A 25861-nucleotide genomic window follows, 5' to 3' on the forward strand; every position below is an offset into this window, starting at 1 on the left:
ACACAATCAAAATGGTTCAGTACACAATGCCTCATTTTATGAATGCCTGCTGTCGCCGGAGAGCAGGCGGGACCTAAAAACTTCCCCTGCCGTGGGGAAGCCAAGAGCAGTGAAATAGATGAGCGAGGACAAGATCGCGCACCAGCCGGCGGCCACCCTGCCGTCACGCAAGGCGCTGCCCCCTTTCGAAGCACTGCGCGCATTCGATGCCGTCGCGCGCCTCGGCGGTGTCCGCAAAGCCGCTCAATATTTGTGCCGCGACCATGCGGTGGTGAGCCGGCACCTGCGCGCCATCGAAGACTGGACCGGCACCAAGTTGATTCAACGCACGCCCGGCGGCGCGGTGCTGACCGAGGACGGCATTCGATATCACAAGCAGATTGCCACAGCCATCGACTTGATCGCCGGCGCCACCGTCGATCTGATGAAGCGCGGCGACGATCATCGTTTACATATTCGCTGCATGCCCGGCTTCGCGCTGCTGTGGCTGTCGAGCCGACTCGGCGAATTCGAGAAGGCCAATCCCGGCATCGATATCGAAGTGCGGCCGCTCGATCGCCTGCCCGACGTGCTGGCTCATCACACCGATGTCGAGATCCGTCTGGTGGCCCCTTATGCGGACCGCATCGAGCTGGCGGCCGAACTGCGCAGCGCCGAGATCGTGCATACGCCGGTGCTGGCAGTCGCCAGTCGTGAGTATCTCGCCCGCTCGGCGCCGATCAACGAGCCGCGCGATCTGTTGACTCACCAGCTGTTGCACGAGGAAAACTTCAACCGCTGGCGCAACTGGCTCAGCTTCCATGGCATCCACGAGGATGTGGAGCTCAGCGGCACGCGCCTGTGGCAGGGCCATCTCACACTGGATGCGGCGAGGCATGGCCGCGGTATCTCGCTGACCAACTACGTGATCGTGGCGGACGATCTGGCGAGCGGCCGGCTGGTCGATGTCGGCGAGGGCAAGCCGGCGTTCCAGCCGCAGGCAGTGGGTATTTATTACTTCATCGCGCGCGAGAAGCGCTGGGATTCGCCGGTGATTCGCAAGTTCCGGCAGTGGATGATCGCGACCATCAAGAAACAGCACCCGCATCTGCAGGCGGGCACGCCTTAACGGAAAAGCCGGGCGCGGCTGAAACCCCTCCCGCCGCGCCCATAAACAGCGTTACCCGACGCCGAATTTTTTCGCAGTCTCATCCAGCGCCTTGCGCGCCTTCTCAGTCAATTCATCCACCTGCGTCTTGGTGAGGATCAGCGGCGGGCTCAACACCATCGACTGATACACCGCTCGCATGATCAAGCCATTGTTCGCGGCCACATCGCGGCAGAAGTTCGCCGCATCGTCCTGCGCCGTGAAGATTTCGCAAGTCTGCTTGTTCTTCACCAGCTGAATGGCGGCAATCAGGCCGACGCCGCGAATCTCGCCGACGATGGGATGCGACGCCGCCAGCTCCTGCAGGCACTTGCGGAAGTACGGCGCGATCTCCTCGCGTACGCGCTCGACCAGGCCTTCCGAACGCATCAACTGAATGTTAGCGATCGCCACGGCGCACGACGCCGGATGGCCGGAATACGTGTAGCCGTGCGCCAGCGCGCCGCCTTCGTTGATTTCCTTCCAGATGCGATCGTGGATCGCGACACCCGCGATCGGCAAATAGCCCGACGACAAGCCCTTCGCCATCGGCATCAGATCCGGATCGATGCCGTACGTCTGCGAGCCAAACCACTGCCCCGTGCGGCCGAAGCCGCAGATGACTTCATCGGCCACGACCAGCACATCGTACTTGCGACAGATCCGCTGAATCTCCGCCCAGTAACCCGGCGGCGGCTCGTACACGCCGCCCGCGCCCTGCACCGGCTCGCCGACGAAGGCCGCGACATTGTCAGCGCCCAGCTCGAGAATTTTCTCTTCGAGCAGACGCGCCGCCTTGAGCCCGTACTCCTCCACAGTCAGCCCGCCACCCTGCGTGTAGTAGTGCGGATGAGCGATGTGCGCGAACTCGGGCAGCAACTGTCCATCGAGTGCATGCATGTGCGACATGCCACCAAGGCTCACGGCCGCCAGCGTGCTGCCGTGATAGCCCAAGGTGCGAGCGATGAACGTGCGCTTGGTCGGCTTACCCTTGACGCGCCAATAGTGACGCGCGAGGCGAATGACCGTGTCGTTCGCTTCCGAGCCCGAGTTCGTATAGAAGAAGTGCTGCAAACCGGGCGGAGTCACCTCCGCCAGTACCCGGCCCAGTTCGATCTGCGACGGCGTCGACGTTTGGAAGAAACTGTTGTAGTACGGCAGCGTCTGCAGCTGCTGAGTCGCCGCATCCACCAGCTCTTTGCGGCCGTAGCCGACATTGACGCACCACAGGCCCGCCATGCCATCGAGGATCTTGTTGCCGTCGCTGTCCCACACGTACGCGCCTTCGGCACGAGTGATGATCCGCACGCCCTTGCCGGCCAGCGCCTTCTGATCGGTGAAGGGATGGACATGGTGAGCCACGTCCAACGCCCGATAATCCTGAGTGCTTCTGAATGTCTGCGCCATCGCTTTCTCTTTAGAACTGGTAGCCCACTTTCACGCCGATCTCACGCGGCCGCGTGCGGTTGGCATTGGTCCACTCGTGATAGGGATCGATCCACTTGTTCGTGTTCGTGAGGTTGTTCCCGAACAGCTCGAGGCTCGCCTTGCCCAACGTCACGCCCAGGCGCGCGGACAGCAATGAGATGTCATCCGAGTAGAACGGCAAATACTGACCGTAAAACACGCTGCGATCGATATAACTCACCTTGTCGCGATAGCTGTAGTCGACACGGAAGAATGCCGGCATGGTGGCGGTCAGATCGAAGTCGTAGTTCGCCCCCAGCGTGTAGCTGAGCTCCGGCACGTAGTCGACCGGATCGCCGGCCAGATTGGTGGCATCGGTCGCCTTCACCGCCACGACCTCGCTATCCATGTACGCCGCCGTCATGTTCAGCGTCAGCTGTGCGAACGGATGCCACGTCAGACCGAGCTCCGCGCCCTTTACTTCCACCTTGCCGATGTTGGTGGTGTTCTGATCGGTGGTGCCGTCCGGGTTCAGAATCAAGCCACGGCGCAGCATGTCTTTGTAGTCGCTGTAGAACACAGCCACTTCATACGCCACCACGCCGCCGCCGAGCACGCCTTTGCTGCCGAGCTCGTAGCTCCACAGTTGCTCGGGCTGGTAGTTCGGCAAGGCGCCCTGGTTGAAGCCGCCGCTGCGGAAGCCGCTGCCGGCGCTGGCGTAGACGTTGATGTCGTCGGTGACCTTGAACGACGTGTAGAAGCGCGGATCCGTCGAATTGAACGAGTCCGTCTCGGTGAACACGCCATTGAACGTTTCCTGATCGTCCTCGAAGTAGCGCACGCCGGCCCCCACTTCCCAACGATCCGTGAGGCGATAGGAAACATCGCCGAACAACGCATACGACTCGTACCGATCCTTGTCCAGGTACGGCAGGTCGCTGTAATACTCGTCGGGGAAAGCCGGGTTGTTGTAATCGATCAGCGTGTCGTACACGGCCTCGTAGCGGCTGCCGAGGGTGCGATAGAACGCGCCGACCGTGTAGTTGAGCGGGCCGTCGCCGGAGGAAGACAGGCGTAGCTCCTGCGAGAACTGGTGCATGGCCTGCCGCCGTTCGTCAGTGCCCTCGATGATCGCGCCGCCGGGCGCGAACGCCCCATAGTTGGTCTTGTCGGTAGCGATGTACGAGAACGGGAAGTGATGCGAGTAGTCGATGTAAGTGCTGGAGCTGAGCAGCTCGCCGATGCCGACGTCGAGCTTCACGTCAAGGTTGTACAGGTCGTAATCGAACTGCTTGGCCACCAGGCGGCGCGAACGATCCACGGCGACGGTCACCGTGCGATCCGGATTCTCGTACCCCAGGCCGAGCTCGCTCTCATTGCGATGGACCACGACCGTGCCCTGTACCGACAACGCATCGCTGGGCTTCCACAGCGCCTTCATGCGCACGTTGCGCAAATCCTGATTGTTGCCGTTCTTGATACCGGCCTGCGGCTGATCCTGCCAACCACCGCCCTGTTGCGCCGTGGCGGCGATGCGAATACCGAATTTGTCGGTGACGATGGGCGCGTTGAAGACGCCGGTGAGGACTTCGCGCGAATCGCCGCCGCTGATGAACGACTCCTGCGCCCCGATGGAACCCCCGAACGCAGTCAGATCGGGCGATTTGGTGATGTAACGGATCGCGCCCGCGACCGAACCCTGGCCGTACAGCGTGCCCTGCGGTCCCTTCAGCACTTCGACTCGCTCCAGATCGAGCGGACGCGCGTCGAGCTGATCGAAGCCAGTGAGCGTGAGCGGCGCTTCGTCCAGGTAGACGCCGACCAGCGCATCGGTGCCGTACTGGTTGCTCAAACCACGCATGAAGATCTGATAGCTGCCCGGACCGTCTTCGCGCAACGCCATGCCAGGCACCGCGAACGAGATGTCTTGAATGTCTCTCAGGCCCTTCTGCTCGATCTCGCCGCCGCTGATGGCGGTGATCGCCGCTGGCACGTCGACCAGGCGCTGCTCGCGCTTCTGCGCGGTCACGATCACCTCCTCGACCGTCAGCTCCTGCGCCATGGTGCTGACCGACGTGGTTGCACCCACCACCGCCAGTGCCGTTATGTAGTTCAGTCGCGTTGCCATGTTGCCTCCCAAAATCTTGATCCCCAGGGTAAAGCCGTTATGTTTTTTGTGTGTCCGGTCGCTACATCAGCGCTGCCACTGCGCTGTTGAAGAAGTCGTTGTCGGGAATCGCCTCGGCGCCTTTCGGTTTGGAGCGGGCACTCAGAACCGCCACGAGGACCTGCTCGCGCGGATTGATGTAGATGTATTGACCGAAGATGCCGCGAGCGCTGAAAGCGCCATCGGTGAATGAGCCATTGGATCGTGCCACGGGCCACCACATGTAGCCGTAGTCCACGCGCGCACTGCCCACCTGGCGCGGCTGCGTCGCTTCGGCGATCCAGCCTTCCGGCAGCACACGCTCGTTGCCGATGACGCCATCGTTGGCCATGAACAAGCCGAAGCGCGCGTAGTCACGCAGCGTCGCATTGATGCCGCTGCCGGCCACTTCCAGTCCGCCTGGCGCTTCGAGCCACCAGGTGGCGTCGTACTCCATGCCGACCTTGGACCAGATTTTTTGTGACAGGTAGTCCGCGCACCACAGGCCAGTGGCTGCGCGAACCAATGCGCCGACGACATGCGTCTCGCCGGTGCTGTAATTCCAAACGGCGCCCGGCACGGACACCCGCTTCTGGCTGGCCAGAAACTTCATGATCGCGCCCGGCTGCTGAGCGATCTGCAACTCGAGCATGCGACGACGCTCGGAATTCGGATCGGTGTGCGTGTCATCCCAATGCACGCCCGACGTCATCTGCAGCAGATGACGGATCGACACGCCGTCGTAACTCGTGCCACGCAGCTCGGGCAGATAGCGAGTGAGCTGGTCGTCGACACCGCCAATGAGCTTGTCTCGAATCGCGGCACCGATGAGCGTGGTGCTCACCGACTTCGCCATCGACATGGAGATCCAGCGAGTGGTGGCGTCGATGCCCAGATCGTAGTGCTCGAACGCGATGCGCCCGCGCTTCATCAACAGCAGACCAGCGATGCGATTGCGAGAAAGGTAGTCCGCCAGGTCGTACTCCACGCCTCGGGAGTGCACGACCAGATCCTGCAACTGAATGTCGGCACGCGGCAGCTCTTGAACAGGACCGCCTCGGGCGATCGTGCGCGTCGCGAACTCCCACTGCGTGTCACGGAACAAGCGCAGCTGGGCGTCGGGGAGCAGCTTGCCCGCGTATGCATCGCGGGCTTGGCTGGCGGCGACCTGAGGTTCATCCGCACGTCGGCTGCGGACTTCGGCGTCGCGATGCAAGGTGAAAATTCCTAAATAACAGCGGTGCCGCTGTTATATCGCCAGCCCACCGAGCGCACAGTTGCCAATGCTGACGGCGTCGGTGAGCTGCGATCACCAGGGAGCGCGCTCCGTGGTGCGCCTGGATCACTGCGCGAATTTCGCTCCAATCTGCTGCCAGTGACCCGGATTCAGAATCAACTTGCCGTCCACAAAGCGCACGTTGAGCGGATATCGCCCGGGCACCGTAAAGTCCCCCGGCGCGACCGGCAGCAACTCCACCGCCGACTGCTTCTTGATGGCGAACGCGTCGCGAGCACCTATGGCTCGAGCAACGAGCTTGCCGCCTTCATTGGCGACCCGCACGCTGACGATGTCGCTGAACTTGTACTCGCCCGCGTACTTCTCCAGATCGGCAGCGGCAACCTTGACGCGCTTGTTCGGCTGGAAAGCCCTGGGCTGCTCGGGCACCGATGCAAGGATCGCGTCCCACATCACTTCGCCCGCAATGACGCCGAGATCCACGGACGTGAGCACACCCGGCGTCTGCTCATCCACTTCGCCAGTGGAGATGGCGTAGAGCACGTCGCCGTCATACTCGGTCGCGAACGGTTGCAGCCCACGCGCCATCGACGTGTGAACCTGAACTGCAATCCGTTGCAGCAACGCCGGCTCCAGCGTCTGATTCACGATGACGAGACTGACCGTCGTGTTGCGTGCGGCCTCCTTCGGTGGCTGCCAACCCGGCTTGCGGCTGTCGGGCATGCCTGCGAGCAAATCGGTAGGACGCAACGGCTGCGGCCAGTTCGCGCCCGGATTGCACGCGACCACTTTGCCATCGCGATCCGTCACCACGCCAAACGCATTCACGACTGTGAACGCGGCGATCTTCACCGGCCCGACCTGGCGATAGGCACCGCCTTGACCCGAATGCACATTACAACCGAAGAACTGACCGCTGCGCGCCGAGCGTCCGGCACCTTGCGCACCCAGCGGAAACACACCCGGCTGCGCACCACGCAACGCTGCCTGCGCCAGCCGCTTGTCCGGATAGATCTCGTTCAGGCGACGATCGCCGAAGTCATAAATGATCGCGCCTACCGACAACGCAATGTTGTCCCAATTGCCGCTGCGCTCGCCCTCGTCCTTGAGCGCCGTGGCCACCGCGGTCGTTGATTCGAGGCCATACCACGAGCCGCCCGAGAACACGACCGTGTCGACTTCGGGTGCGTTATAGCCGAGACGCAGATAGTCCGTGTTGACCGTGCCAGGACCGCCACCACGAACATCGACCGCACCCAACACGCGACGCCCGAAGCGAAACACGGTGACGCCGGTCGGGCCCTCGGCATATTCGCCGGTGCCGATCTTGACCATGGGCCAATCGAATTCGAGCTTCCTGTCGCCCGCATTGATGACGGGCTGCAACGAGTCCTGCTGGGCCGCATGGCCCGCCCCAGAAGTGACGGAAAGAGCGGCCAACAGCAGGGCCGTCATGGATTGACGCAACGTTCGCATCGGGATGCAGCTCCGGGCACTCAACACTGCCGGCCATTGAAGCACAGGCGCAAAAGCCCGGGGCGTGCCATCCAGGACGCCGTTGGTGCTCTGGGATCACCCCCTCGCCGATCAGGTCGTTGGCTGCAGGTCGCCCAGCACGGTGGGAATCAGCTCGGACACGGTTGGATGAATGGGCATCGCCCACTGCAACTTGGGATACGGCACGTCCGCATTCATCACGTCGATGATGCCGTGAATGGCTTCATCGCCGCCGACGCCGAGGATCGATGCGCCGAGGATGCGCTTGGATTCGGCATCGGCAACGATCTTCATGAAGCCCTGCGTCTCGGCTTTCTCGATGGCTCGGCCCACTTTGGTCATGGGGCGCGTGCCGATCAGCAACTTTTTGCCGCTGGCACGAGCTTGCGCTTCGCTCATGCCGACGCGACCCAATGGCGGATCGATGTAGAGCGCATAGCCGAGAATGCGCTGACTGAGGCGTCGATCTGCACCGTCGAGCATATTCGCCGCGACAATCTCGAAATCGTTATACGACGTGTGCGTGAATGCGCCGCGACCATTGCAATCGCCCAGCGCGAACACGCCGGGAATGTTGGTCTGCAGATGATCGTCCACCTTGATGTATCCGCGCGCATCGACTGCAATTCCAGCGCGGTCGAGGCCGAGATCGTGCGTATTCGGCACGCGACCGACCGCCAGCAACACGTGACTGCCGACGACCGTCGGCGCGCCTTGCTGGCAGCTCACGTGCACTTCAACCCCCTCGGCATGCGGCGCGAGACTGATGCATTCTGCATGCGTGCGCAGGGCGATGCCTTCGTTCTCCATGATGCCAGCAATGGCGAGCGATATATCTTCGTCTTCACGGCCGATCAGCCGCTCGCCTTGTTCGACGATGGTCACTTGCGATCCGAAGCGCCGGAACATCTGTGCGTATTCGAGCCCGATATAACTCCCGCCCACCACGACCAGGTGCTTTGGCGCGACATCGAGCTGCAGCATGGTGGTGTTGGTGAGATACGGGACGGTGTGGACACCCGGCATATTCGGCACGTTCGCACGGCCGCCGACATTGATGAAGATATTCGGCGCGGTGAGCAGCTGTTCGCCGACGCGGATCGTGTTCGCCGATTCGAATGCCGCTTGCCCTTCGATCACCGTGCAGCCAGCCATGGACTTCAGCCAGCTTTCGAGACCGGTACGTGCGTCGAGCGTCACTTTCGCCGCCCGCGCCTGCACGCGTTTCATGTCGATGCCGATCGGCGCGTTCATCACAACGCCGTATTCGGCCGCTCGCCGTGCAAGATGAGCGGCGTACGCGCTGGCGACCAAGGTCTTGGTCGGCATGCAGCCGGTGTTCACACACGTGCCACCGAACAACTTGCGCTCGATCAGTGCAACCTTCCTTCCCGCCTGCGTCAACCGCCCCGCCAGCGACGGCCCTGCCTGGCCCGCGCCGATGATGATGGCGTCGAAGTTCTGTGTCATGACAAGGCCATCGCTAGGAGAATTGCCCCCACAATCGCAACCGCATCCTCGATCAATGCCGCCGGCCGATCCTTGCCGAACGCCGCGGCCATCTTCGCTCTGGCGGCGCTGCCACCGAGTGTTCCAATGATCGCGCCGATGATGCCGACGATTGCCCCAATCCAGAGCGATCCGGCCGCCACGCCGATGGCACCGCCGGTGATGGCGCCCATCAGAATACGCGTGCCGAACTGCACTGGAACTTTGCGACTGGGTGTCGTGGGGAGCTGGTCGGTGACCAATTCACCTATTGCCAGCACGAGAAAAATCCAGGGTGTCCAGCGGTAGCCCAGGAAGGCCAGCCAGGTGCCACTCAGATTCAGCAGCCCGGCGTGAGCTGCAAAGGCGATTGCCGCCGGCGCCGTCATGGCCCGCAGGCCCGCGATGATCCCAATCAGCAGAGCAAGGAAGTACAACATGTCATTCCCTCGTCACGCTTTGTTGTGATTGACGCTATCGTAATCCAACGCTCGCGAAAACGGCGCCTGCTTTCGAGATCGCTACGAGCCCGGCTTGCTCGTGCGCCGTCCGCCGGCACTGCGCATCTTGCCCTTGCTCACCAACTGCTCGTCCCGCCGCTCCATCGCGGTGCGGACCAGGTCCGTGGTTCGTTGCAGATGGAGTTCCGTCAAGCGGCAGGCGCGCAAGGTCTTGCGACCGAGCACGGCTTCGACGATGGCCTGATGCTCGTCATGCATGTCGCGATCGATGCTGACCTCGGAGAGCGCAATCATTCGATAGCGCTCCGAGTGATAGTGCAGCATGCCGCGCAGACGGATCAGCCACGTGGAGTCACACGCCGAGACCAGCGCTTCATGGAAGCGGCGGTCAGCACTTTCCCAGCGCGGCACCGCTGCGACATCGCCTTCCCGCGAAGGGTCCTCGAGCGAGGACAGCTCTTCATAAGCCTGGTGGACCGCGCGCTCCCATTCAGGGCCGCCCTTTTCAATGGCCAGCGACAGCGCCTGTGTTTCGATCAGCAGGCGCGTGTTCATCGTGTCCTGCAACTCGTCCAGCGAGATCTGCGAGACCCAGAAACCGCGCTGGCCCTCGGCGACCGCCAGAGCGTCGCCGGTCAGCTTCACGAGCGCCTCGCGTAGCGGGCTCAGGCCCACGTTGTAGCGTTGGGTCAGCATTTCCATCGCGAGCTTGGTGCCAGGCGGCAGCGCGCCGGAAATGATATCCCGGCGAATATGCTGGTAGGTCTGGTCGGCGATGGTCTTGGCGACCGTGGTGTTGTCGTTGTCCGATTCGCTCTTCATTCGATCCCCGCTGTGACGGACCGTGGCGTCAGACGGTCCGGCTACAAATGATAGCGCTAGCAGCATCATAAGGTGTCGGACCGCATCCGTCACGACTCACGACTGAGGGGCGTTTTCTTCTTGGCGCTATCGCTGCGCCCGAAACTCGATACCCGTCCGCGTATCTTGCGGCCCACGCTGAGCTTGCAACGACAAGTCTCGAGACAACTTGTAGCGCAGCGTTATCACTTCGCCCGGCTCGAACAAGCCAACGCCATAACTCAAATACACGCGCGGGGACAAATACTGCCCGATCGTCAACGCCGCGCCCCCGAGCATGTCACTGTCCGTGATCGCCACCTCATCCGCGCCCAAGCGGCGGCCCAGATTCTTCGCGAGCAATCCACCCGCCGCCGCGCCCAGCGAGCGAGTTGCCGCTTGCACGGCATCGCCCTCGCCCGAACCGGATCCAATGTCCTCGAGCGGCTTGCCCGCGACGATGTATGAAAGTGCATTCGCCTGTCCCATCGGCGGATCGGAGAACACCGTGAGCTCCGGACTCTGCGCGCTGCCTCGAATTCTCAAGCCCGCGACAACTTCATTCACCGTGCGTGTCGCTTCGATGCTCAGGCGCGGATTGTCGAGCGGCGTCGACGCGTACAGCAGCCGACCTTGCTGGATGGTCAGATCCTGGCCATACGCTTTGTAGGTACCGCTGACGTTCACATCACCCGAAGCCACCGTGTCCGTCCCTGGCCGCTCGCGCACATCGAGTTGCCCAGTCACCTGCGCCACCAGGCCGAACCCTGTGAGATTCACCGCTTCCTCTTTGAGTTGTGTCCGCTGCTGCGCCGGGCCGAGCACGACCGTGATGTTCGCGTACAACGGGATCGCCTGCTCCGCCGCTCTATCCAACGCCTCATCATCGACCACGACCACGTCGGGCGACGCCGCCTGCGCCTTGTGGCCGCCTCGCGGCAGCTTCTGCAAATTCACATCTGCCGATGGAATTCGGACCTTGCCCGACAACGTGGTGCGCTCCTCGTTACGCACGACGTCGATATCGGGCGAGATCAGCACCTTCGCGCCGGGGATGTCCGCCGCCAGGAACCGCTCGCCGTTGACTTGCATATTGAGCGCACCGCTCGGCGTCGCCGTGCCCGCGAATTTCACCGAGCCGCCGCCCGAATCGATGCCTCCGGAGATCTGGAATTCGCTCGCCGACTTCGGCCGCACATCCACATGACCGTTCTTCAAATGCAATCCAATCGCCGGAATATCAGCGGCCAGCTCCGCCGCGGTGGCTTGCCCTGTAATCACGGGTTCCTGCACAGTTCCCGTGACGGTGCCTTGTGCATCCAAGCGGCCTTTCACATTCGCCAGCTGGGGCGCGAACACTGCGAACGGCGCAAGATCAGGCAGACTGGCGCTGATGTTCGCATTGATCCGCGCGTTGCCCTGATCGAGCCCGAGCACTTCACCCTGGCCTTGCAGCGTTCCGTTCTCCTGCAGACCGGTGCTGATTGAAGCGCGCGCATCCGATCCCGACAGCGTCGCCTCGATCCGGAAATCTCGATAGGTCAATAGCGTTTCTTCTTCCGCCGGCTCCGACTCATCATCCACCGCCAGCGTGCGCGACATGCTGCCGGACGCCGACTGAATCGTCGCGTTACCGAACAGATTGCCGTCGGCATCGCGGCGAATGTCGCCCTGACCTTCGATCGTGCCTTTGAAGCGCAGCGGCAGGTCGTCGCTGGACAGCGAGTTCGCGAGCGCCAGTGGCACATTGGCCAGGGAGTAGTTGCCGTGCGCGGAGCCATCAGGCTGCATGCCGCCTTGCATGCACAGCTCGATATCACGATCGACGAAGCACGCTTGCGACACATCGACCGCCATCTTCTGATCCTGCGTTTTCATGACGACGTTCGCCGGATCACGCAAGCTCAGCCGCGCCGCATCTTTCACATCGAGCACCAAGCGCTGCACGGCGCCCGACCAGCCATCCTCCGTACGCCCGCCCTGCACGGCGATCGAAAACGCCAGCGGCTGGCCGGTCGTGCTCACTTCAGCATGATGTGCCGCGGAGTTGCCGGAGGCGTTCGCCTGCAAGGTTGCAAATTCGAAACCCGCTGCCGACAACCCTGACATCTGGATCTTCGCCTCGCCTTCCGGATCGAGCGGCTTGTTCACATCGGCATCGAGCGCGATTCCCTGCAGCCGCATCTCGTTCAGGTGCAAATCGTTACCGCGCGCATTGCCGTTGATGGCCACATCGGGCCATTTACCCAGCACGCGAAAGTTCGCGGTCAGCTGGCCGCCGGAATCTGGCACCCAGTCGTTCAACGAAGCCACGCTCGCCGCGATCGTTGCGTCGATCTGTTCGCCCTTGGCTGCCTGCACTCGCACCGTGCTCTGTCCCGAGCTCAACGCGAGCGTGCCTGCGGGCAAATAAGGTGCAGTGAGCGTCAGGTCCGCATCACCGGAGATCGGGCGACCACGCAGCTGACCACGCAACTGCGTCAGCTTCAGCGTTGCATCCGGTCCCTGCTCCGTCATTTTCCCTTGCGTGGCCAGCTGAAAGCGCAGGCTGCCAGGCCATTCGACTGCGAACGCGCCAGGATTGAAGTTCTGTCCCTGCGCATCGATTGTCCACGCCAGCTGCGGTTGCAGAGTGATCTTGCCGGTCGCGGCCAACCGCCCTTTCTGCTGCACGATATCGAACTGCTGCAACTCGACCAGCTCCGGCGTGCCCCGCACCTGCAGGGCAATGTCTGCCTGTTGTTTCTGCGCACCCAACGTGAGTCGTCCGTGCGCGCTGTACAGCTGCGGATTGCCATCGAAGTTCAGCTCGCCATGCGTGAACAGCTCCTGCCCGACCCACGCCGATGGCACGACGACATCTCGCCAACGCGCGTTCGCTTTACTGGTCCACGACTCTTCCGAGAACTGAATATCGGCGTTGGCCATCACTTCGCCAGCCGTCGCGCCGATCTTCAGCACAGTCTCCAGCTGCAACCGTTCCTCGCTGCGAGTGAAGCGCACGGTTTCCAATTCGAGCGGCTCATCGTTGAGCGTTAGACGACCGGCAATAACGCCCTGATCCAACGTGCCCTCGCCATGCAACGACGCCGCGATACTGTGGAAGCTGGACCCCGGCATCAGCTCTTTGCGAGGATCGAAGCGCGGCACCTCCAGCTGCATCTGCCACCTGTGATCGCTTGCCTGCACGACCTTGGCATTCAATTGAGCATCGAGCGGCGAGGTCAGACTGGTGCTCAGGACCGCGTCCGCTTCATTCGCCGACACGACCAGGGTGCCGGCAAATTTCTGCTCGCCCGCCGTCCATTCAAATCGGCCTCGGCCGTCACCGACGAATGCGTTGCCCTGCGCGACGCGGCCATTGAACGACACAAAGCCCTGCGGCGATTGCACGTCCAATGTTTGTACAGCCAGCGCCTCCTGGGTCCAGCGTCCGGCGAATGCGGCACGCGTGACCTCGACAATCGTGGCCTCCGGATTGCGCACCTTCACGTCCCGCGCCAGAAACGAATCGACCGCGATATCGATCGGCGGTTGCAAAGTGAACGGCTTGGAGGGCTCTTGCGGCGGCGGTTCGGTCGGCTCCGTCATCAGCACGTCGATGCCACGCACGTCCAGCCGACCGACATGCACCAGCCTGTGCCACAGATCGCTCAACACCAGATCCAGCTCGAGTTGCGCGATCGATGCATCGATGCCGGCGGCTGGATCTCGATAGTGCAAATTGGTGATGCGCAGCGGCCCCGCGATCGAGCCGTCGATGGCGCCAATGGCGAGCTTGTCGCCCATCAATGCCGTCGCACGGGCAGCGGCGAAGCGCGTGCCGGACTGCGTGCTGATCGCCCAACCGATCGCGCCGACCACGAATAGGACCAGCAGCAGAATGACAGCGCCCGTCCAGGCCAGAGTTTTTTTCAACACGCTGCTCACAGGTCGGGCCCAATGATCAGATGCAGCCGCCAGGAGTCGCCCAGATCGGAGACGACCGGCCGTGCCACGTCGACCCGCACCATCCCGATGGGGGACTTCCAACGCAGGCCCACGCCCGCACCCACATTGAGGTTGAAGCTGGTTTTGAACGCGTCACCGGCATCGACGAACACTGCCGCGCCCCAGTTCGGGAAAAAGTAATGTTCGTATTCGGTGCTGCCGACGACGAGGTATTCACCGCCGATGACGCCGCCGCTGGCATCAGTGTCGCCGATCTCCTGGTAGTCGAAGCCGCGGATGGAACGGTCGCCGCCCGCGAAGAAGCGCAGCTCCGGCGGCAACGCATCGAAGTTATCCACGATCATGGCACCGAGCGAGGAACGCAGAATCACACGACCGTCGCTGCCCACTTTGCGCAACCATTTTGCTTCCGCGCGCACCTGCGAGAAGCTCGTATCCGATAACAGCTGTTCGAAGCCGAAGCGCAAGCCATATAACAAGGAATAGCCGGCGGTCGGAAAGTAGATGTCGTTGCCCTGCTTGCGGGTCAGCAGCCCGTCGAAATACAGCAGGCTGGTGTGCCCGAGTTGATCGGCGATCTCGAAATCGCCATTCAGGTACTGCAAGCCCAGGGTGCGCGTATAACCTCTCCAACGCTCGGCGACCTGATTGGCCGCGAGCCGAGCCATGCGCGAACGGCTGGTATCGGTTGTTTCGTCACGATAGCCGGCGCCGAAGGTGTACTGGCGCGGACGCGGCCCGGGTTGGGGAATCTGATACGCCGTGCTGGCTTCCTTCAGGCGCGACGAATACTCGAGCTGGCCGCCGGCCTTGTGGCCGCGATCGTTGAGCCAGCGGCGTTGCACGCTTAGCTTGGTGCCGGGGCCGGAGTCGGTGCTGAAATAAATGTTCGCCGTGTACAACGTACGCTTGGCGGGAACCAGCATCACATCGATGGGCACTTCGCCGTTCGCGGCGTGCTCCAGATCGGGCGCGACCGCCACCGATGTGAAATAGTCCGCGTCGACCAGCGACTGCTGCAAGGCCAGCAGCTTGTCCGCCGAGTAGTATTCGCCATCCTCCCACAGCTTGAACTTTTGCAGGAACGAATCCGGGAACTGCGCCTGCGAGAAGCGCAGCTCGCCGAGGCGATAGCGGGGACCCACATCCCACGCCAGATCGATATCCGCCGTGTTCGCGCTGCGAACGACTGACACCTTATGGCGCACCAGTTGCGCGCTGAGAAAGCCGTCGTTGGCGAGCGCCTTCGAGATCTGATCCTTGCTGCGCTCGTACACGGCGTGATCCAGTCGCTGGCCGTGCTTGGGCTCGAATCTTTCCACCGCCTGTTTGACCGGAGCCAGCTCGGTGGCCTCAGGCGCGACTTCGATGCTCGAGTGCTGAATGATCACCGGCTCGCCGCGAGTCACATCGAAGATTGCGTGAAATTTACCGGGCTCGGGGCGCTCCAGGCGGCCTTCGACGGTGGGGTTGTAGTAGCCGAAAGGCTCCAGCGACCGTGTGATCTGCTCCTTGCCTCGATCGAACAGCCGGCGCGCCTGGGCTGCCGACACGTCGCGGTCCACATATTGTTGGAGTTCGAGATCGGCGCGTGCCGATTCGAGCATCTGGTCCTCAATTCCTCGGATGGTGACGGTGACCCGGTCAGCCAGCGCAGCACCGGCCCAAAACACGCACAGCGTCGACCAGCCAGCGTCGAGTAAAATCCGCAGATTGGTCATGCGCCGGGCAGCCGGCCGGGGGGTTCTAAGTTCATTCACTAGGGACGTTTCAGTGTCCTGGTTGTTCCACAGGTGGGTGTCGGGAAGTCGCGGGCCGCAGCGCTTGAAAGCCGGCCGCCACCGCCGGACAATCCTTCGCCTCTATCGCCCATCAGCAGGTAATCCGATGACAATCTCAAGAATTCTCGCATCCACCATTCTGCTCGGCGCGCTCAGCGTCTTCGCGCCGCTCAGCTACGCCGCCAAGACCTGTGAACTGGCCATCGAAGGCAACGACGCCATGCAGTACAACAAGAAGTCGCTGGAAGTGCCCGCTGACTGCACCGAAGTGAAGCTGACGCTCACGCACACAGGCAAGCTACCCGCCGCCGCGATGGGCCACAACTGGGTGCTGACGGAAACGTCGGTGTTCCAGGCGGTCGACACCGCCGGCATGTCGGCTGGTCTGCAGAACAATTATGTGCCGAAGGACGATGCTCGTGTGATCGCACACACCAAGGTGGTCGGTGGCGGCGAGAGCACGAGCGTTACGTTCCCAACCTCGAAGCTGAAGAAGGGCGGCGATTATACCTTCTTCTGCTCGTTCCCCGGCCACGCGTCGGTGATGAAGGGCAAGCTGACCTTCGGCTGAACCCTGAGCACGGCGATGCCAGCCAGAAACAGGCTGGCACCGCCGATGACCAGGGCATACACGGGCTCGCCGCCCAGGAACGTCCGCAGCAGAAAGCCGAGCACGCTGGCCGCGAGCAGCTGCGGAATCACAATGAAAAAGTTGAAGATGCCCATGTACACGCCCATCTTCTCGGCGGGCAAGTTATCGGACAGCAGCGCATAGGGCAGCGACAGGATCGACGCCCACGCGAAGCCAATCCCAATCGTTGCGACTAGCAGCCACTGCGGGTCGCGAATCACCACGAACGACACCAGCCCCGCGCCGCCCAGCCACACATTGATCAGGTGGCTCACGCGCAAACCCCAGCGCCGCACCATGAACGGAATCACGATAGCCGCCAGCGCGGCAAATCCGTTGTAGGCCGCGAACAGCACACCGACCCAATTCGCACCTTCGTTGTATGCGGCGGACTGCACGTCGCTGGTGCCGAAATGCATTTGTGTGACAGCGGCGGTCGTGTAGATCCACATCGCAAACAACGCGAACCAGGAAAAGAACTGCACCACCGCGAGCCGGCGCATCGCGTCGGGCATGTCGTGCACGTCCGTCATGATGGAGGTGAACATGTTGCTCGATCGCGAGCTGCTGAGCACGAGCAACGCCGCGCCGTAAACCGTGAGGCCGCCCGCCAGCAGGTACAGCTGCCGATCCCAATGCAACAAATAAATAGCGAGCAGTCCGACTACTCCGGCACCGAGCCAGACCGCGCCGTCGCGTCGTGATCTTGCGACATCGAGTGGCCGCTTGCGCACGACACCAGCGTCATCGAAGTTCTTGAGTTGCTCCGGCGGATACTCACGCGTACTGAACACCGTCCAGCTGACCGCGCCCAGCAGCATCATGCCGCCGAAATAGAAGGAATATTTCACGGTCTCCGGAATTTCGCCCGGCGCGGCGGTGTTCGCGAAACCGAGCTTGGTCAGCATCCAGGGCAGCAAGCTCGCGATGACGGAGCTGACGCCGATGAAAAAGCTCTGCATCGCATAACCGGCAGGCCGCTGCGGCGGCGGCAGCTGGTCGCCCACATACGCGCGAAACGGCTCCATGGAGACATTGATGGAGGCATCGAGGATCCACAGCAAACCGGCAGCGATCCACAGCGTTGGAGAATTGGGCATGAACAGCAGCGCCAGCGACGCAGCGACCGCGCCGAAGAAAAAGTACGGCCGCCGCCGACCGAAGCGCGTCCAGGTGCGATCGGAGTAATAGCCGATGATGGGCTGCACGATCAGCCCGGTCAGCGGCGCGGCCACCCACAGCATGGGAATCTCATCGAGCTGCGCGCCCAGCGTCTGGAAAATGCGGCTCACATTGGCGTTCTGGAGCGCGAAGCCGAACTGGATGCCCAGAAACCCGAAACACATGTTCCAGATCTGCCAGAAAGACAACGCGGGCTTTTGCATGCGGGTCATGTCTCATCCTGCGCCGCGCAGACCATGTAGCTCAAGGGCTCCAGCGTCACACGATAGCTGCCAGGCGCTGTCGGCCGCGGAGCACACGAGCCTTTCAGACTCCTGAATGCGCGCGTGCGGGCATCGACCTCCACATTGACTTCCAGCCGCTGCGTCGAAGTGTTGAACGCAACCAGGATCTCGCGCTCGCTCTGCGGATCGATGCGTGACACGGCAAATAGCCCCGGCTGCTCTGAGTAGTTACGGACGATCTGCTTGCCTCGGCGCAGCGCGGCGTGCTCCTTACGCAGCGCCGACAGTTCGGCGATTGCCACGTACAGCGGATGACTGCGATCGAAATTGCTGACTGCCGTCGTCGCTTTGGTCCCCAGCAAGACGTTGTCGTTGTAGCTGGCGACGCGGCTGGGAAACATGTCCTCGCGCGCGTCCTGATCGGAGCCATCGCCGGCGAAGCCCTGCTCGTCGCCCGCATAGACCACTGGCACGCCGCGTAGTGTGAACATCATTGCGTGTGCCAGCAACGATCGCTGCAAGATGACAGCATCGCTCTCGCCCGGCCGGTTGGCACGAGCGTAGTGACCGAAGCGACCGATGTCATGATTGCTGACGAACGTCGGCAGTTGAAGCGCCGCATCCTCGCCACCTTCGTAAAGCGCATCGCCTTTGAAAAGCGCCGCGAACCGGTCCGTTCCCACACCCTTGGTGAGAGTGTCGAGCACGGTGGCCCGGAACGCGAAGTCCAGCGCACCGGGCAAGCCATCGACACGGGTGCTCAGAGCCAGCGGCGTCACGTCACCGGTCTCGCCAAACACTTCGCCAAAGATGTGAAAATTGGAGATTCCTCGTGCGTGCGCCGTCTTCAACATGGCGGGAACGAACGCCTGCCAGAACTCTGGATTCACATGACGCGCCGTGTCGATGCGAAAGCCGTCGACGCCAAACTCCTCGATCCAATGCCGATAGATCTCGATGAAGCCCTGCAGGACGCGCGGGTTCTCGGTCATGAGATCGTCGAGACCGACGAAGTCGCCCATCATGCTGTTCTCGCCGCGGAAGGTGGTATTGCCGCGGTTGTGATACCAGATGGGATCGTTCAGCCATTCGGGCACTTTCACCTGCACCTCTTCGGGACGAACGAAGGGTGCATAGGCGTAGTCGGAGCGCGTCAGCTTCGCGAAATTCGACTCGGTCTGCACACTGTCGCCCAGGAAGCCTTCGTTGATGGCCGAGCCATCGGTGCCACCGGCCCTGCTGTAGGGATAGTCGGCGCGCGAGCGGTAGACACAATCGCTATCCGGGCATTGCCGATACGAAATCACATCGGCGGTGTGGTTGGTGATGATATCCAGATAGACCTTCATCCCACGCGCATGCGCGGTGTCGATGAGTTCCCTCAAGTCCTGCTGTGTACCGAAGTGCTCGTCGACGCGCGTGAAATCGGTAATCCAATAACCGTGATAGCCCGCGGTTTGCTGACCGGGCGGCCCCTGCACCGGCTTGTTCTTATAAATGGGCCCGAGCCAGATCGCGGTGGCGCCCAGGCCTTGAATGTAATCGAGCCGCTTGATCAGCCCGCGCAGGTCGCCGCCGTGATAGAACCCTTTGTGCGTGGGATCAAAGCCCGTCTTGACCCGGTCGCCTTGCAAACCTCCGCGATCGTTCTTGGGATCGCCATTCTCGAACCGATCCGGCAGCAAAAAATAAATGACCTCATCTTGCGGCAAGCGCGCGCGGAACGCATTCGAGTCGTATGTCTCAGCGGCCAAAGATCCGGACAAACACAAGCAAAGCACAGCAAACCAACGCATCCGTAATTCTCGTTCAATGTTATCGCGTGAAGGATCGGGAACCATTCATCGTCAGAGCCGATAGTTGACGCCGAGCAGATACTGCCGCCCGTACTGCTGGAAGTCCTGCTGCCGGACCTCGGACACCGAGTATGCGATGTACGGCTCATTCGTGACGTTGTTGACCTGCAGGAGAAGGGCCAGGCCTCGCAACGTGCCCTGACCGAACTCGTAGCCCAGCTGGGCATCGGTGATCTGATCGCCCTTCACGTATTTGAAAGCACGATCGTTGGCAAAGTTGGTCACCTCGCCGATGTACTTCGAGCGCGAGCGGGTCGCGACCCGCGCCGAGAAGCCGGAGTTCTCGTAGTACAGCGTCGCATTCCACACGGTCTTCGATAGACCCGGCAGCGGAATTTCGCCCAAACCGTTGCCGCCAGTGAACTGATTGTTCGGCGGATCCTGGATGGTGATGCTGCTCTCGGTTCTGGACACACTCAGGATGGTGCCGAAGCCGCTCAATGCATCGGTGAACAATTCACCCGTGAGCGCCACCGACAACTCCACGCCCTTCAAGTTGCCACCCTCGCCATTCACCGGTCGCGTGAAGCGGCCGGTGGTCGGAATGAACACCGTCGGGTCGTTGAAATAATCATCCGGCAAGGTCGCGCGCAACTCCGAGAAGTCGTAATCGGCGATGGTCTGGCTGTAGATATAAGTCTTCAGGTCCTTATAGAAGCCGGCCAGCGACAAGTAGGCATTCCGCCCGAAATATCTTTCATAAGAAATGTCGTAGGCCACGGCGCGCCATGGATCGAGGCGCGGATTGCCGCCCGAGCCGCCAGGCTGACCGCTGCCCGCGTCGTAGCCGATTTCACTCGACGCCTTCAATTGATCCATGCGAGCCCGTGCGATTTCCTTCGCAACGCCGACGCGAACTGCTTGCTCCGACGGCAGCATGAACGCGAGATTGAGGGCCGGCAGCACGTCTGTGTAGTCCTTGCCGTCGCCAAAGGGAACAGCGACCCCGTTCACCAGACGCAGCGCCTCGGAGCTCTGCTCCGTTTGCACCACCTGCAAGCCCACATTGCCCTTCAAAGTCACGTTCGAGGAGAGCTCGCGATCGAGCTCGCCTTTGAGATAGCCGGTGGTCACTTTCTCCGTGACTTCCCAGTTCTTGCCGACCAGATAGGCAAAGTCCCGCTGATCGGGCGTGCCATAGACGATCGGGTTGTAGTAGGTCCCCAGCACACCCATCACATCCCAGGCGAGCGCTCGCCCGGCATTCGCATAGCTGAGATTGGTCGGCGCGAGCAGGTGCTCATTCACCTGGAAGTAGGCGTTGTCTCGAGTCGAAAGGCCGGCCTCCGGCTGTACTTTGTCCTTGCTGCGATCCGAGTAGTTGGCACCGACGGCGATGTTCGCCAGCCAGCCAGTGTCCAGCTCGCGGATCACGTCGAAGCGCGCCGACTTCAGCTCATCCTCGATGTGCGGGATCTTGCTGTAGCCCGCACCGTAGATGGTCGGACCGACACGAACACTGGCGGGATCCGCATAGTTCATGTTGAACCGCAGCGTCGGCATGTCGTGGCGTGACAGACTGAAGAAACCCGAGTCCGGGATGTTGGACGTGCCGCCGGCGACATACTGACCGTTGGTTTCATACTGCTGTTCGTCTCGCTCCGCCTTGGAGTAGCTCAGATCGGCGATGAAGGTCCACTGGCCGGCGAACCATTTGTTGTTCCAGCCGGTCGCGAAAATCTCGTCCTCGGTTTTGAACAGAAAGTTACGCGCCAGCGGCACGCGATTCAGCAGAGTGCCGCCGACGATCGTGCCGTCCGCAATCACGGGATCTGCGAAGCCCCCTCCCATGGGATAGTTACCGAGATTCACTTCCAGGCTGCGCGCATTGTCGGTCTGCTTGCGCTTGGTGTAGTACAGATCGAGCACCGTCTCATAGGCGTCGCTCGGTCGCCACTGAATTGCAGCCATCGCGCCGTCGCGGCGGTTCTTGCCCATGTCGGCGCGGATCTTCATGCCATCCGTGACATACAAACCGTTCGCCACCTCGGGGTGATAGTTGTCCCTGTTGGGATCGTTGGGATGCCACGGCTCGTAAGAGCCGGCGCCCTGGATGGCCAACGGCGATTCCAGACGCGCGAAGCCGAAGGTGATGCCCAGCGTGTTGTCGAGAAACTGATCGATGTAGGAAAAGCTGGCGCGATAGCCCTTCTCATCCGAGTCGGCGCCCATGTCGTCCTGCGAGTTCATCTCGCCGCGCACGTTCATCACGATGGCGCGATTGTTTACGTCGAGCGGCCGCGTGGTGCGCAGATCGATCGTGCCGGCCAGCCCCTGGCCGACGAGTTGCGAGTCGGGCGTCTTGTATACCAGCACCGAGCTCAGCAACTCTGAAGGGTACTGATCGAACTCGATGCTGCGATTGTGGCCGGTGCTCACCTGCTCGCGGCCATTCAACAGCGCGCTCGTGAAGCCGGGATCCGTGCCACGCAAGCTGATCGCTGAAGCGCGCCCCTCGGCACGCTGCGACGTGAGGCCCGGCAAACGCGACAACGAGTCGGCGATGCTGGTGTCAGGCAGCTTGCCGATGTCTTCGGCCGAAATCGCTTCGACGATGCTGCCCGAATCGCGCTTGAGCCCGATCGATTCCTCGATACTGGCGCGAATGCCGGTGACGATGACCGTCTCCAGTTCGCTGCTGTTCGCTGTGGTCGCCTGCTGGGCATGCGCGGCGGTTGCACAGAGCAACGCCACTCCGATTGCTGTTCCACCGCTCAGACTGCGCGTCACCGCGCGCGCCAGTCGCCGGTTCGAGATCGTAGTCATTCTGCAATCCCCCTGTTTCCGCCGGCGCGCCGGCCTGAATTGGTTTGCTATGGACTGATCATTTTTTGCGATCGTAGGACTGCGCCTGTTGCCGGACAACGCTATGCATACGTATTCATTCGGAAACCCGAGCGAACACGACGCTGTATCCCGGCAATGTCAAATACTCATCGCGCAGCTCGCCCGCCAGGATTCCGAGGCTCTCGATCTGTGCTGTACCCGCCGGCAGCTGCACGACCGTCTGCATCGGCTCAGGCGACAAGTTGAAGGCTGCGAAGATGCGTGAATCGCCGTGCGTTCGGGTGAAAGCGAGCAAGGGTTCCGGCACATCGATGAACCTGATGTCACCCCAGCGCAGAGCCGGATGACGCCGCCGCCATTGCAGGAAGGCGCGTGTTGCATTCAGGACCGAGTGCCGATCGGTCAACTGTGCCGCGACGTTCACGGCCCTGTGCTCTGCCGCCACTGGCAACCAAGGCCTTGCTGTACTGAAACCGGCATACTCGCTGCCGTTCCATGGCATCGGCGTACGACAGCCGTCGCGCCCTGGGAAACTCGGCCAGAACGCAATGCCATACGGATCACGCAACGACTCGAACGGCACGAGTGCTTCGCTCAAGCCGAGCTCTTCGCCTTGATACAGACAAACCGAGCCGCGTAGCGAGCACAACAGCGCGATCAATTGATTGGCGAGATATCCAGAGGGGCGCGCGCCGCCCCAGCGAGTCACGACGCGACGCACGTCGTGATTCGAAAATGCCCAGCACGGCCAGCCGTCGGTCAATCGGGCTTCGAAACCTTCCACCACGGATCGAATGTGTCGCGCCGAATATTCTTCGGACAGCAGCTCGAAGCTGTATCCCATGTGCAGGCGATCGGCGGTGGTGTACTCGGCCGTGGTCGCGATCGAATCCTCCGAGGAAATTTCCGCCAGCGTCGCGGCGTGCGGATACTCATCCAGCAAGGCGCGCAGCTCGGCGAGGAATTGCAGATTCTCGGGCTGCGTGTTGTCGTAGCGGTGATACTGATAGGCGTACGGATTTTCCGGACTGAAGCCGCGCGTGGTGCGCTCGGCCGCGGGCTTCGGAGGATTGTCACGCAGCGCCCGATCGTGGAAACAAAAGTTGATGGCATCCAGTCGCAGGCCATCGACGCCTTTGTCCAGCCAGAAGCGCACGTTGTCCAGCACGGCGCGGCGCAGCTGCGGCTGATGAAAATTCAGATCGGGCTGCGACGACAGAAAGTTGTGCAGGTAATACTGGCGACGGCGCGGCTCCCAATGCCACGCGACGCCCCCGAAGATCGATAGCCAGTTGTTGGGCGGCGTGCCGTCCGGCTTGGGATCGGCCCACACATACCAATCGGCCTTGGGATTGTCCCGGCTCTGACGACTTTCACGAAACCACTCGTGCTCGATCGAGGTGTGACTGAGCACCTGATCGATCATCACCTTCAGGCCCAACTGATGGGCGCGCCCCAGTAACTGATCGAAATCGGCCAGGGTGCCGAACAAGGGATCGACGGCGCGGTAATCGGCCACGTCATAGCCGAAGTCAGCCATGGGCGAGCGAAAGAACGGCGCGATCCAGATCGCATCGACGCCCAGCCCGGCGACATATTCGAGTCGCTGCACGATGCCGGGCAGATCACCGACACCATCGCCATTGCTATCAACGAAGCTGCGCGGATAGATCTCGTAGATCACAGCGCCGCGCCACCATGGTGGTACTGACATCGGCTGACATCCCCACTGTTCCCGGTCGCGCAAAGATTACCTGCAGCGCCCTGCCGATCTCGACGGTCTGCATACGTATTCATAAGCCGCGGAACTCACCCTCACACAATCCGTTCCTTTCCATCGCCCGCCCGTCGGCCGCTCGAGGATCCGACATGACTGATGAATCCCCTTGGAACGTCGATCGACGCACCGTCCTGAAAACCGGCGTCGCTGTCGGCGTCATGGCCAATCTCCCCTCGATGACGAACGCGGCAAACGCAGCTAACCAGGCCCCGCTGCCCGTCAATATGACGGTGACCCTGCGCATCAACAATCAAAGCCATGCGCTCACGCTCGACACGCGCACGTCACTGCTCGATGCCATGCGCGAGCAGCTGGGCATGACCGGTACAAAAAAAGGTTGCGATCATGGCCAGTGCGGTGCCTGCACCGTTCTGGTGAATGGCCGGCGTATCAACTCGTGCCTGACGCTCGCCGTCATGCATGACGGCGATGAGATCACGACCATCGAAGGCCTCGGCACGCCAGACCATCTGCATCCTTTGCAGTCCGCGTTCATCGAGCACGACGGCTATCAATGCGGCTACTGCACGGCCGGGCAGATCTGCTCCGCCGTCGGCATGCTCAAAGAGGCGGCCGATGGTTGGCCCAGCCACGTGAGCGCCAATCTCACGGCCGCTCGCGTGCAACTGACCGATGCCGAAGTTCGCGAACGAATGAGCGGCAACATCTGCCGATGCGCGGCCTATCCCAACATCGTTACCGCCATTCAATCGGTCCGCGGAGTCAACGCATGATGCCCTTTACTTACGAAAGAGCGGCCGACGCGAACAATGCCGCGAAAGCAGCGGCACAACCCGGCGCCAAATTCATTGCCGGCGGCACCAATCTGCTCGACTTGATGAAGCTCGAAATCGAGCAACCCGCGCACCTCATCGACATCACTCGATTGCCACTGCGACAGGTCGAAGCCACGAACGGCGGAGTGCGCATCGGCTCGCAGGTGCCCAACAGCGACCTGGCCGCTCATCCGTTGATTCGCGAGCGTTATCCGGTGCTATCAAAGGCGCTGCTCGCCGGCGCATCGGGGCAGTTGCGCAACAAGGCGTCGACGGGTGGCAACCTGCTGCAGCGGACGCGTTGTTACTACTTCTATGACACCTCGAAGGCCTGCAACAAACGAGAGCCCGGCTCGGGCTGCGCGGCGCTGCAAGGATTCAATCGCATCCACGCCATTCTCGGCGCCAGCGATTCGTGTATCGCCGTGCATCCGTCCGATATGGCCGTGGCATTGACAGCGCTCGATGCCGTCATCGAAACAGTGTTGCCTGACGGCTCCAAGCGCACGGTGCCGATTGGCGAACTCTATCGATTGCCTGGTGACACCCCGCACATCGAAACGACGTTGCGACCTGGCGAGCTGATCACTGCGGTCGTGCTGCCCTCACCCCCGGCCGGCAAGCAAACGTATCGCAAAGTTCGAGACCGCGCTTCGTATGCATTCGCGCTGGTCTCGGTTGCAGCGATTGC

16 protein-coding genes and 1 pseudogene are annotated in these 25861 nt (G+C 61.9%); 4 read left to right on the forward strand and 13 right to left on the reverse strand.

Annotated elements, in window-relative coordinates; translation table 11 throughout:
• Positions 1-118: 118 nt before the first annotated feature.
• Entirely contained in the window at positions 119-1108 is a 990-nt protein-coding gene (locus D0550_RS01940) for a LysR substrate-binding domain-containing protein (protein WP_116807407.1), read from the forward strand.
• A gap of 51 nt (positions 1109-1159) precedes the next feature.
• Here the strand turns inward: D0550_RS01940 and D0550_RS01945 are convergent, their stop codons facing one another.
• The 9 genes from D0550_RS01945 to D0550_RS01985 form a co-directional block, all read right to left on the reverse strand.
• A complete protein-coding gene (locus D0550_RS01945) occupies positions 1160-2533 on the reverse strand; it encodes an aspartate aminotransferase family protein (protein WP_116807408.1) in 1374 nt (457 codons plus the stop codon).
• Positions 2534-2543: 10 nt separating this feature from the next.
• A complete protein-coding gene (locus tag D0550_RS01950) occupies positions 2544-4661 on the reverse strand; it encodes a TonB-dependent receptor (protein WP_116807409.1) in 2118 nt (705 codons plus the stop codon).
• A gap of 61 nt (positions 4662-4722) precedes the next feature.
• Positions 4723-5895 (reverse strand): serine hydrolase domain-containing protein, encoded by a 1173-nt coding sequence (locus tag D0550_RS01955; RefSeq protein WP_116807410.1) that lies wholly within the window; start codon positions 5893-5895, stop codon positions 4723-4725.
• Between the two features lie 126 nt (positions 5896-6021).
• Positions 6022-7392: a P1 family peptidase gene (locus D0550_RS01960; RefSeq protein ID WP_116807411.1), complete on the reverse strand. Its 1371-nt coding sequence runs from the start codon at positions 7390-7392 to the stop codon at positions 6022-6024.
• 111 nt (positions 7393-7503) lie between these two features.
• On the reverse strand, positions 7504-8883 hold the full coding sequence (locus D0550_RS01965; RefSeq protein ID WP_116807412.1) for an FAD-containing oxidoreductase: 1380 nt from the start codon (positions 8881-8883) through the stop codon (positions 7504-7506).
• Entirely contained in the window at positions 8880-9341 is a 462-nt protein-coding gene (locus D0550_RS01970; RefSeq protein WP_116807413.1) for a DUF4126 domain-containing protein, read from the reverse strand. Before D0550_RS01970 ends, D0550_RS01965 begins: the two co-directional genes overlap by 4 nt.
• An 81-nt stretch (positions 9342-9422) precedes the next feature.
• Positions 9423-10184 (reverse strand): GntR family transcriptional regulator, encoded by a 762-nt coding sequence (locus D0550_RS01975; protein ID WP_161965584.1) that lies wholly within the window; start codon positions 10182-10184, stop codon positions 9423-9425.
• Positions 10185-10310: 126 nt separating this feature from the next.
• A complete protein-coding gene (locus D0550_RS01980) occupies positions 10311-14123 on the reverse strand; it encodes a translocation/assembly module TamB domain-containing protein (protein ID WP_153067001.1) in 3813 nt (1270 codons plus the stop codon).
• Between the two features lie 5 nt (positions 14124-14128).
• Positions 14129-15874 carry an autotransporter assembly complex protein TamA gene (locus tag D0550_RS01985; protein WP_116807416.1) on the reverse strand — a complete coding sequence of 582 codons (1746 nt, stop codon included), beginning with the start codon at positions 15872-15874 and terminating at the stop codon, positions 14129-14131.
• A gap of 166 nt (positions 15875-16040) precedes the next feature.
• Here D0550_RS01985 and azu point away from each other — a divergent pair, with 166 nt between their 5' ends.
• Entirely contained in the window at positions 16041-16505 is a 465-nt protein-coding gene (azu, locus tag D0550_RS01990; RefSeq protein ID WP_116807417.1) for an azurin, read from the forward strand.
• On the opposite strand, the gene D0550_RS01995 is transcribed toward azu, so the two are convergent.
• From D0550_RS01995 to D0550_RS02010, 4 genes are all read right to left on the reverse strand, one after another.
• Entirely contained in the window at positions 16439-17959 is a 1521-nt protein-coding gene (locus D0550_RS01995; protein WP_116807418.1) for an MFS transporter, read from the reverse strand. The two genes, azu and D0550_RS01995, sit on opposite strands and share 67 nt — an antisense overlap.
• Positions 17956-19767 (reverse strand): alpha-amylase family glycosyl hydrolase, encoded by a 1812-nt coding sequence (locus D0550_RS02000; RefSeq protein ID WP_116807419.1) that lies wholly within the window; start codon positions 19765-19767, stop codon positions 17956-17958. Before D0550_RS02000 ends, D0550_RS01995 begins: the two co-directional genes overlap by 4 nt.
• A gap of 51 nt (positions 19768-19818) precedes the next feature.
• Positions 19819-22593 (reverse strand): TonB-dependent receptor, encoded by a 2775-nt coding sequence (locus D0550_RS02005; protein ID WP_116807420.1) that lies wholly within the window; start codon positions 22591-22593, stop codon positions 19819-19821.
• Positions 22594-22708: 115 nt separating this feature from the next.
• A complete protein-coding gene (locus D0550_RS02010; RefSeq protein ID WP_116807421.1) occupies positions 22709-24328 on the reverse strand; it encodes an alpha-glucosidase in 1620 nt (539 codons plus the stop codon).
• A gap of 155 nt (positions 24329-24483) precedes the next feature.
• Here D0550_RS02010 and paoA point away from each other — a divergent pair, with 155 nt between their 5' ends.
• Positions 24484-25128 carry an aldehyde dehydrogenase iron-sulfur subunit PaoA gene (paoA, locus tag D0550_RS02015; RefSeq protein WP_116807422.1) on the forward strand — a complete coding sequence of 215 codons (645 nt, stop codon included), beginning with the start codon at positions 24484-24486 and terminating at the stop codon, positions 25126-25128.
• Positions 25125-25859: pseudogene (locus tag D0550_RS02020) on the forward strand (FAD binding domain-containing protein); the annotation flags it as partial. The gene paoA and the pseudogene D0550_RS02020, both read left to right, overlap by 4 nt.
• Between the last annotated feature and the right edge of the window lie 2 nt (positions 25860-25861).

It is taken from the genome of Steroidobacter cummioxidans (assembly GCF_003104955.1).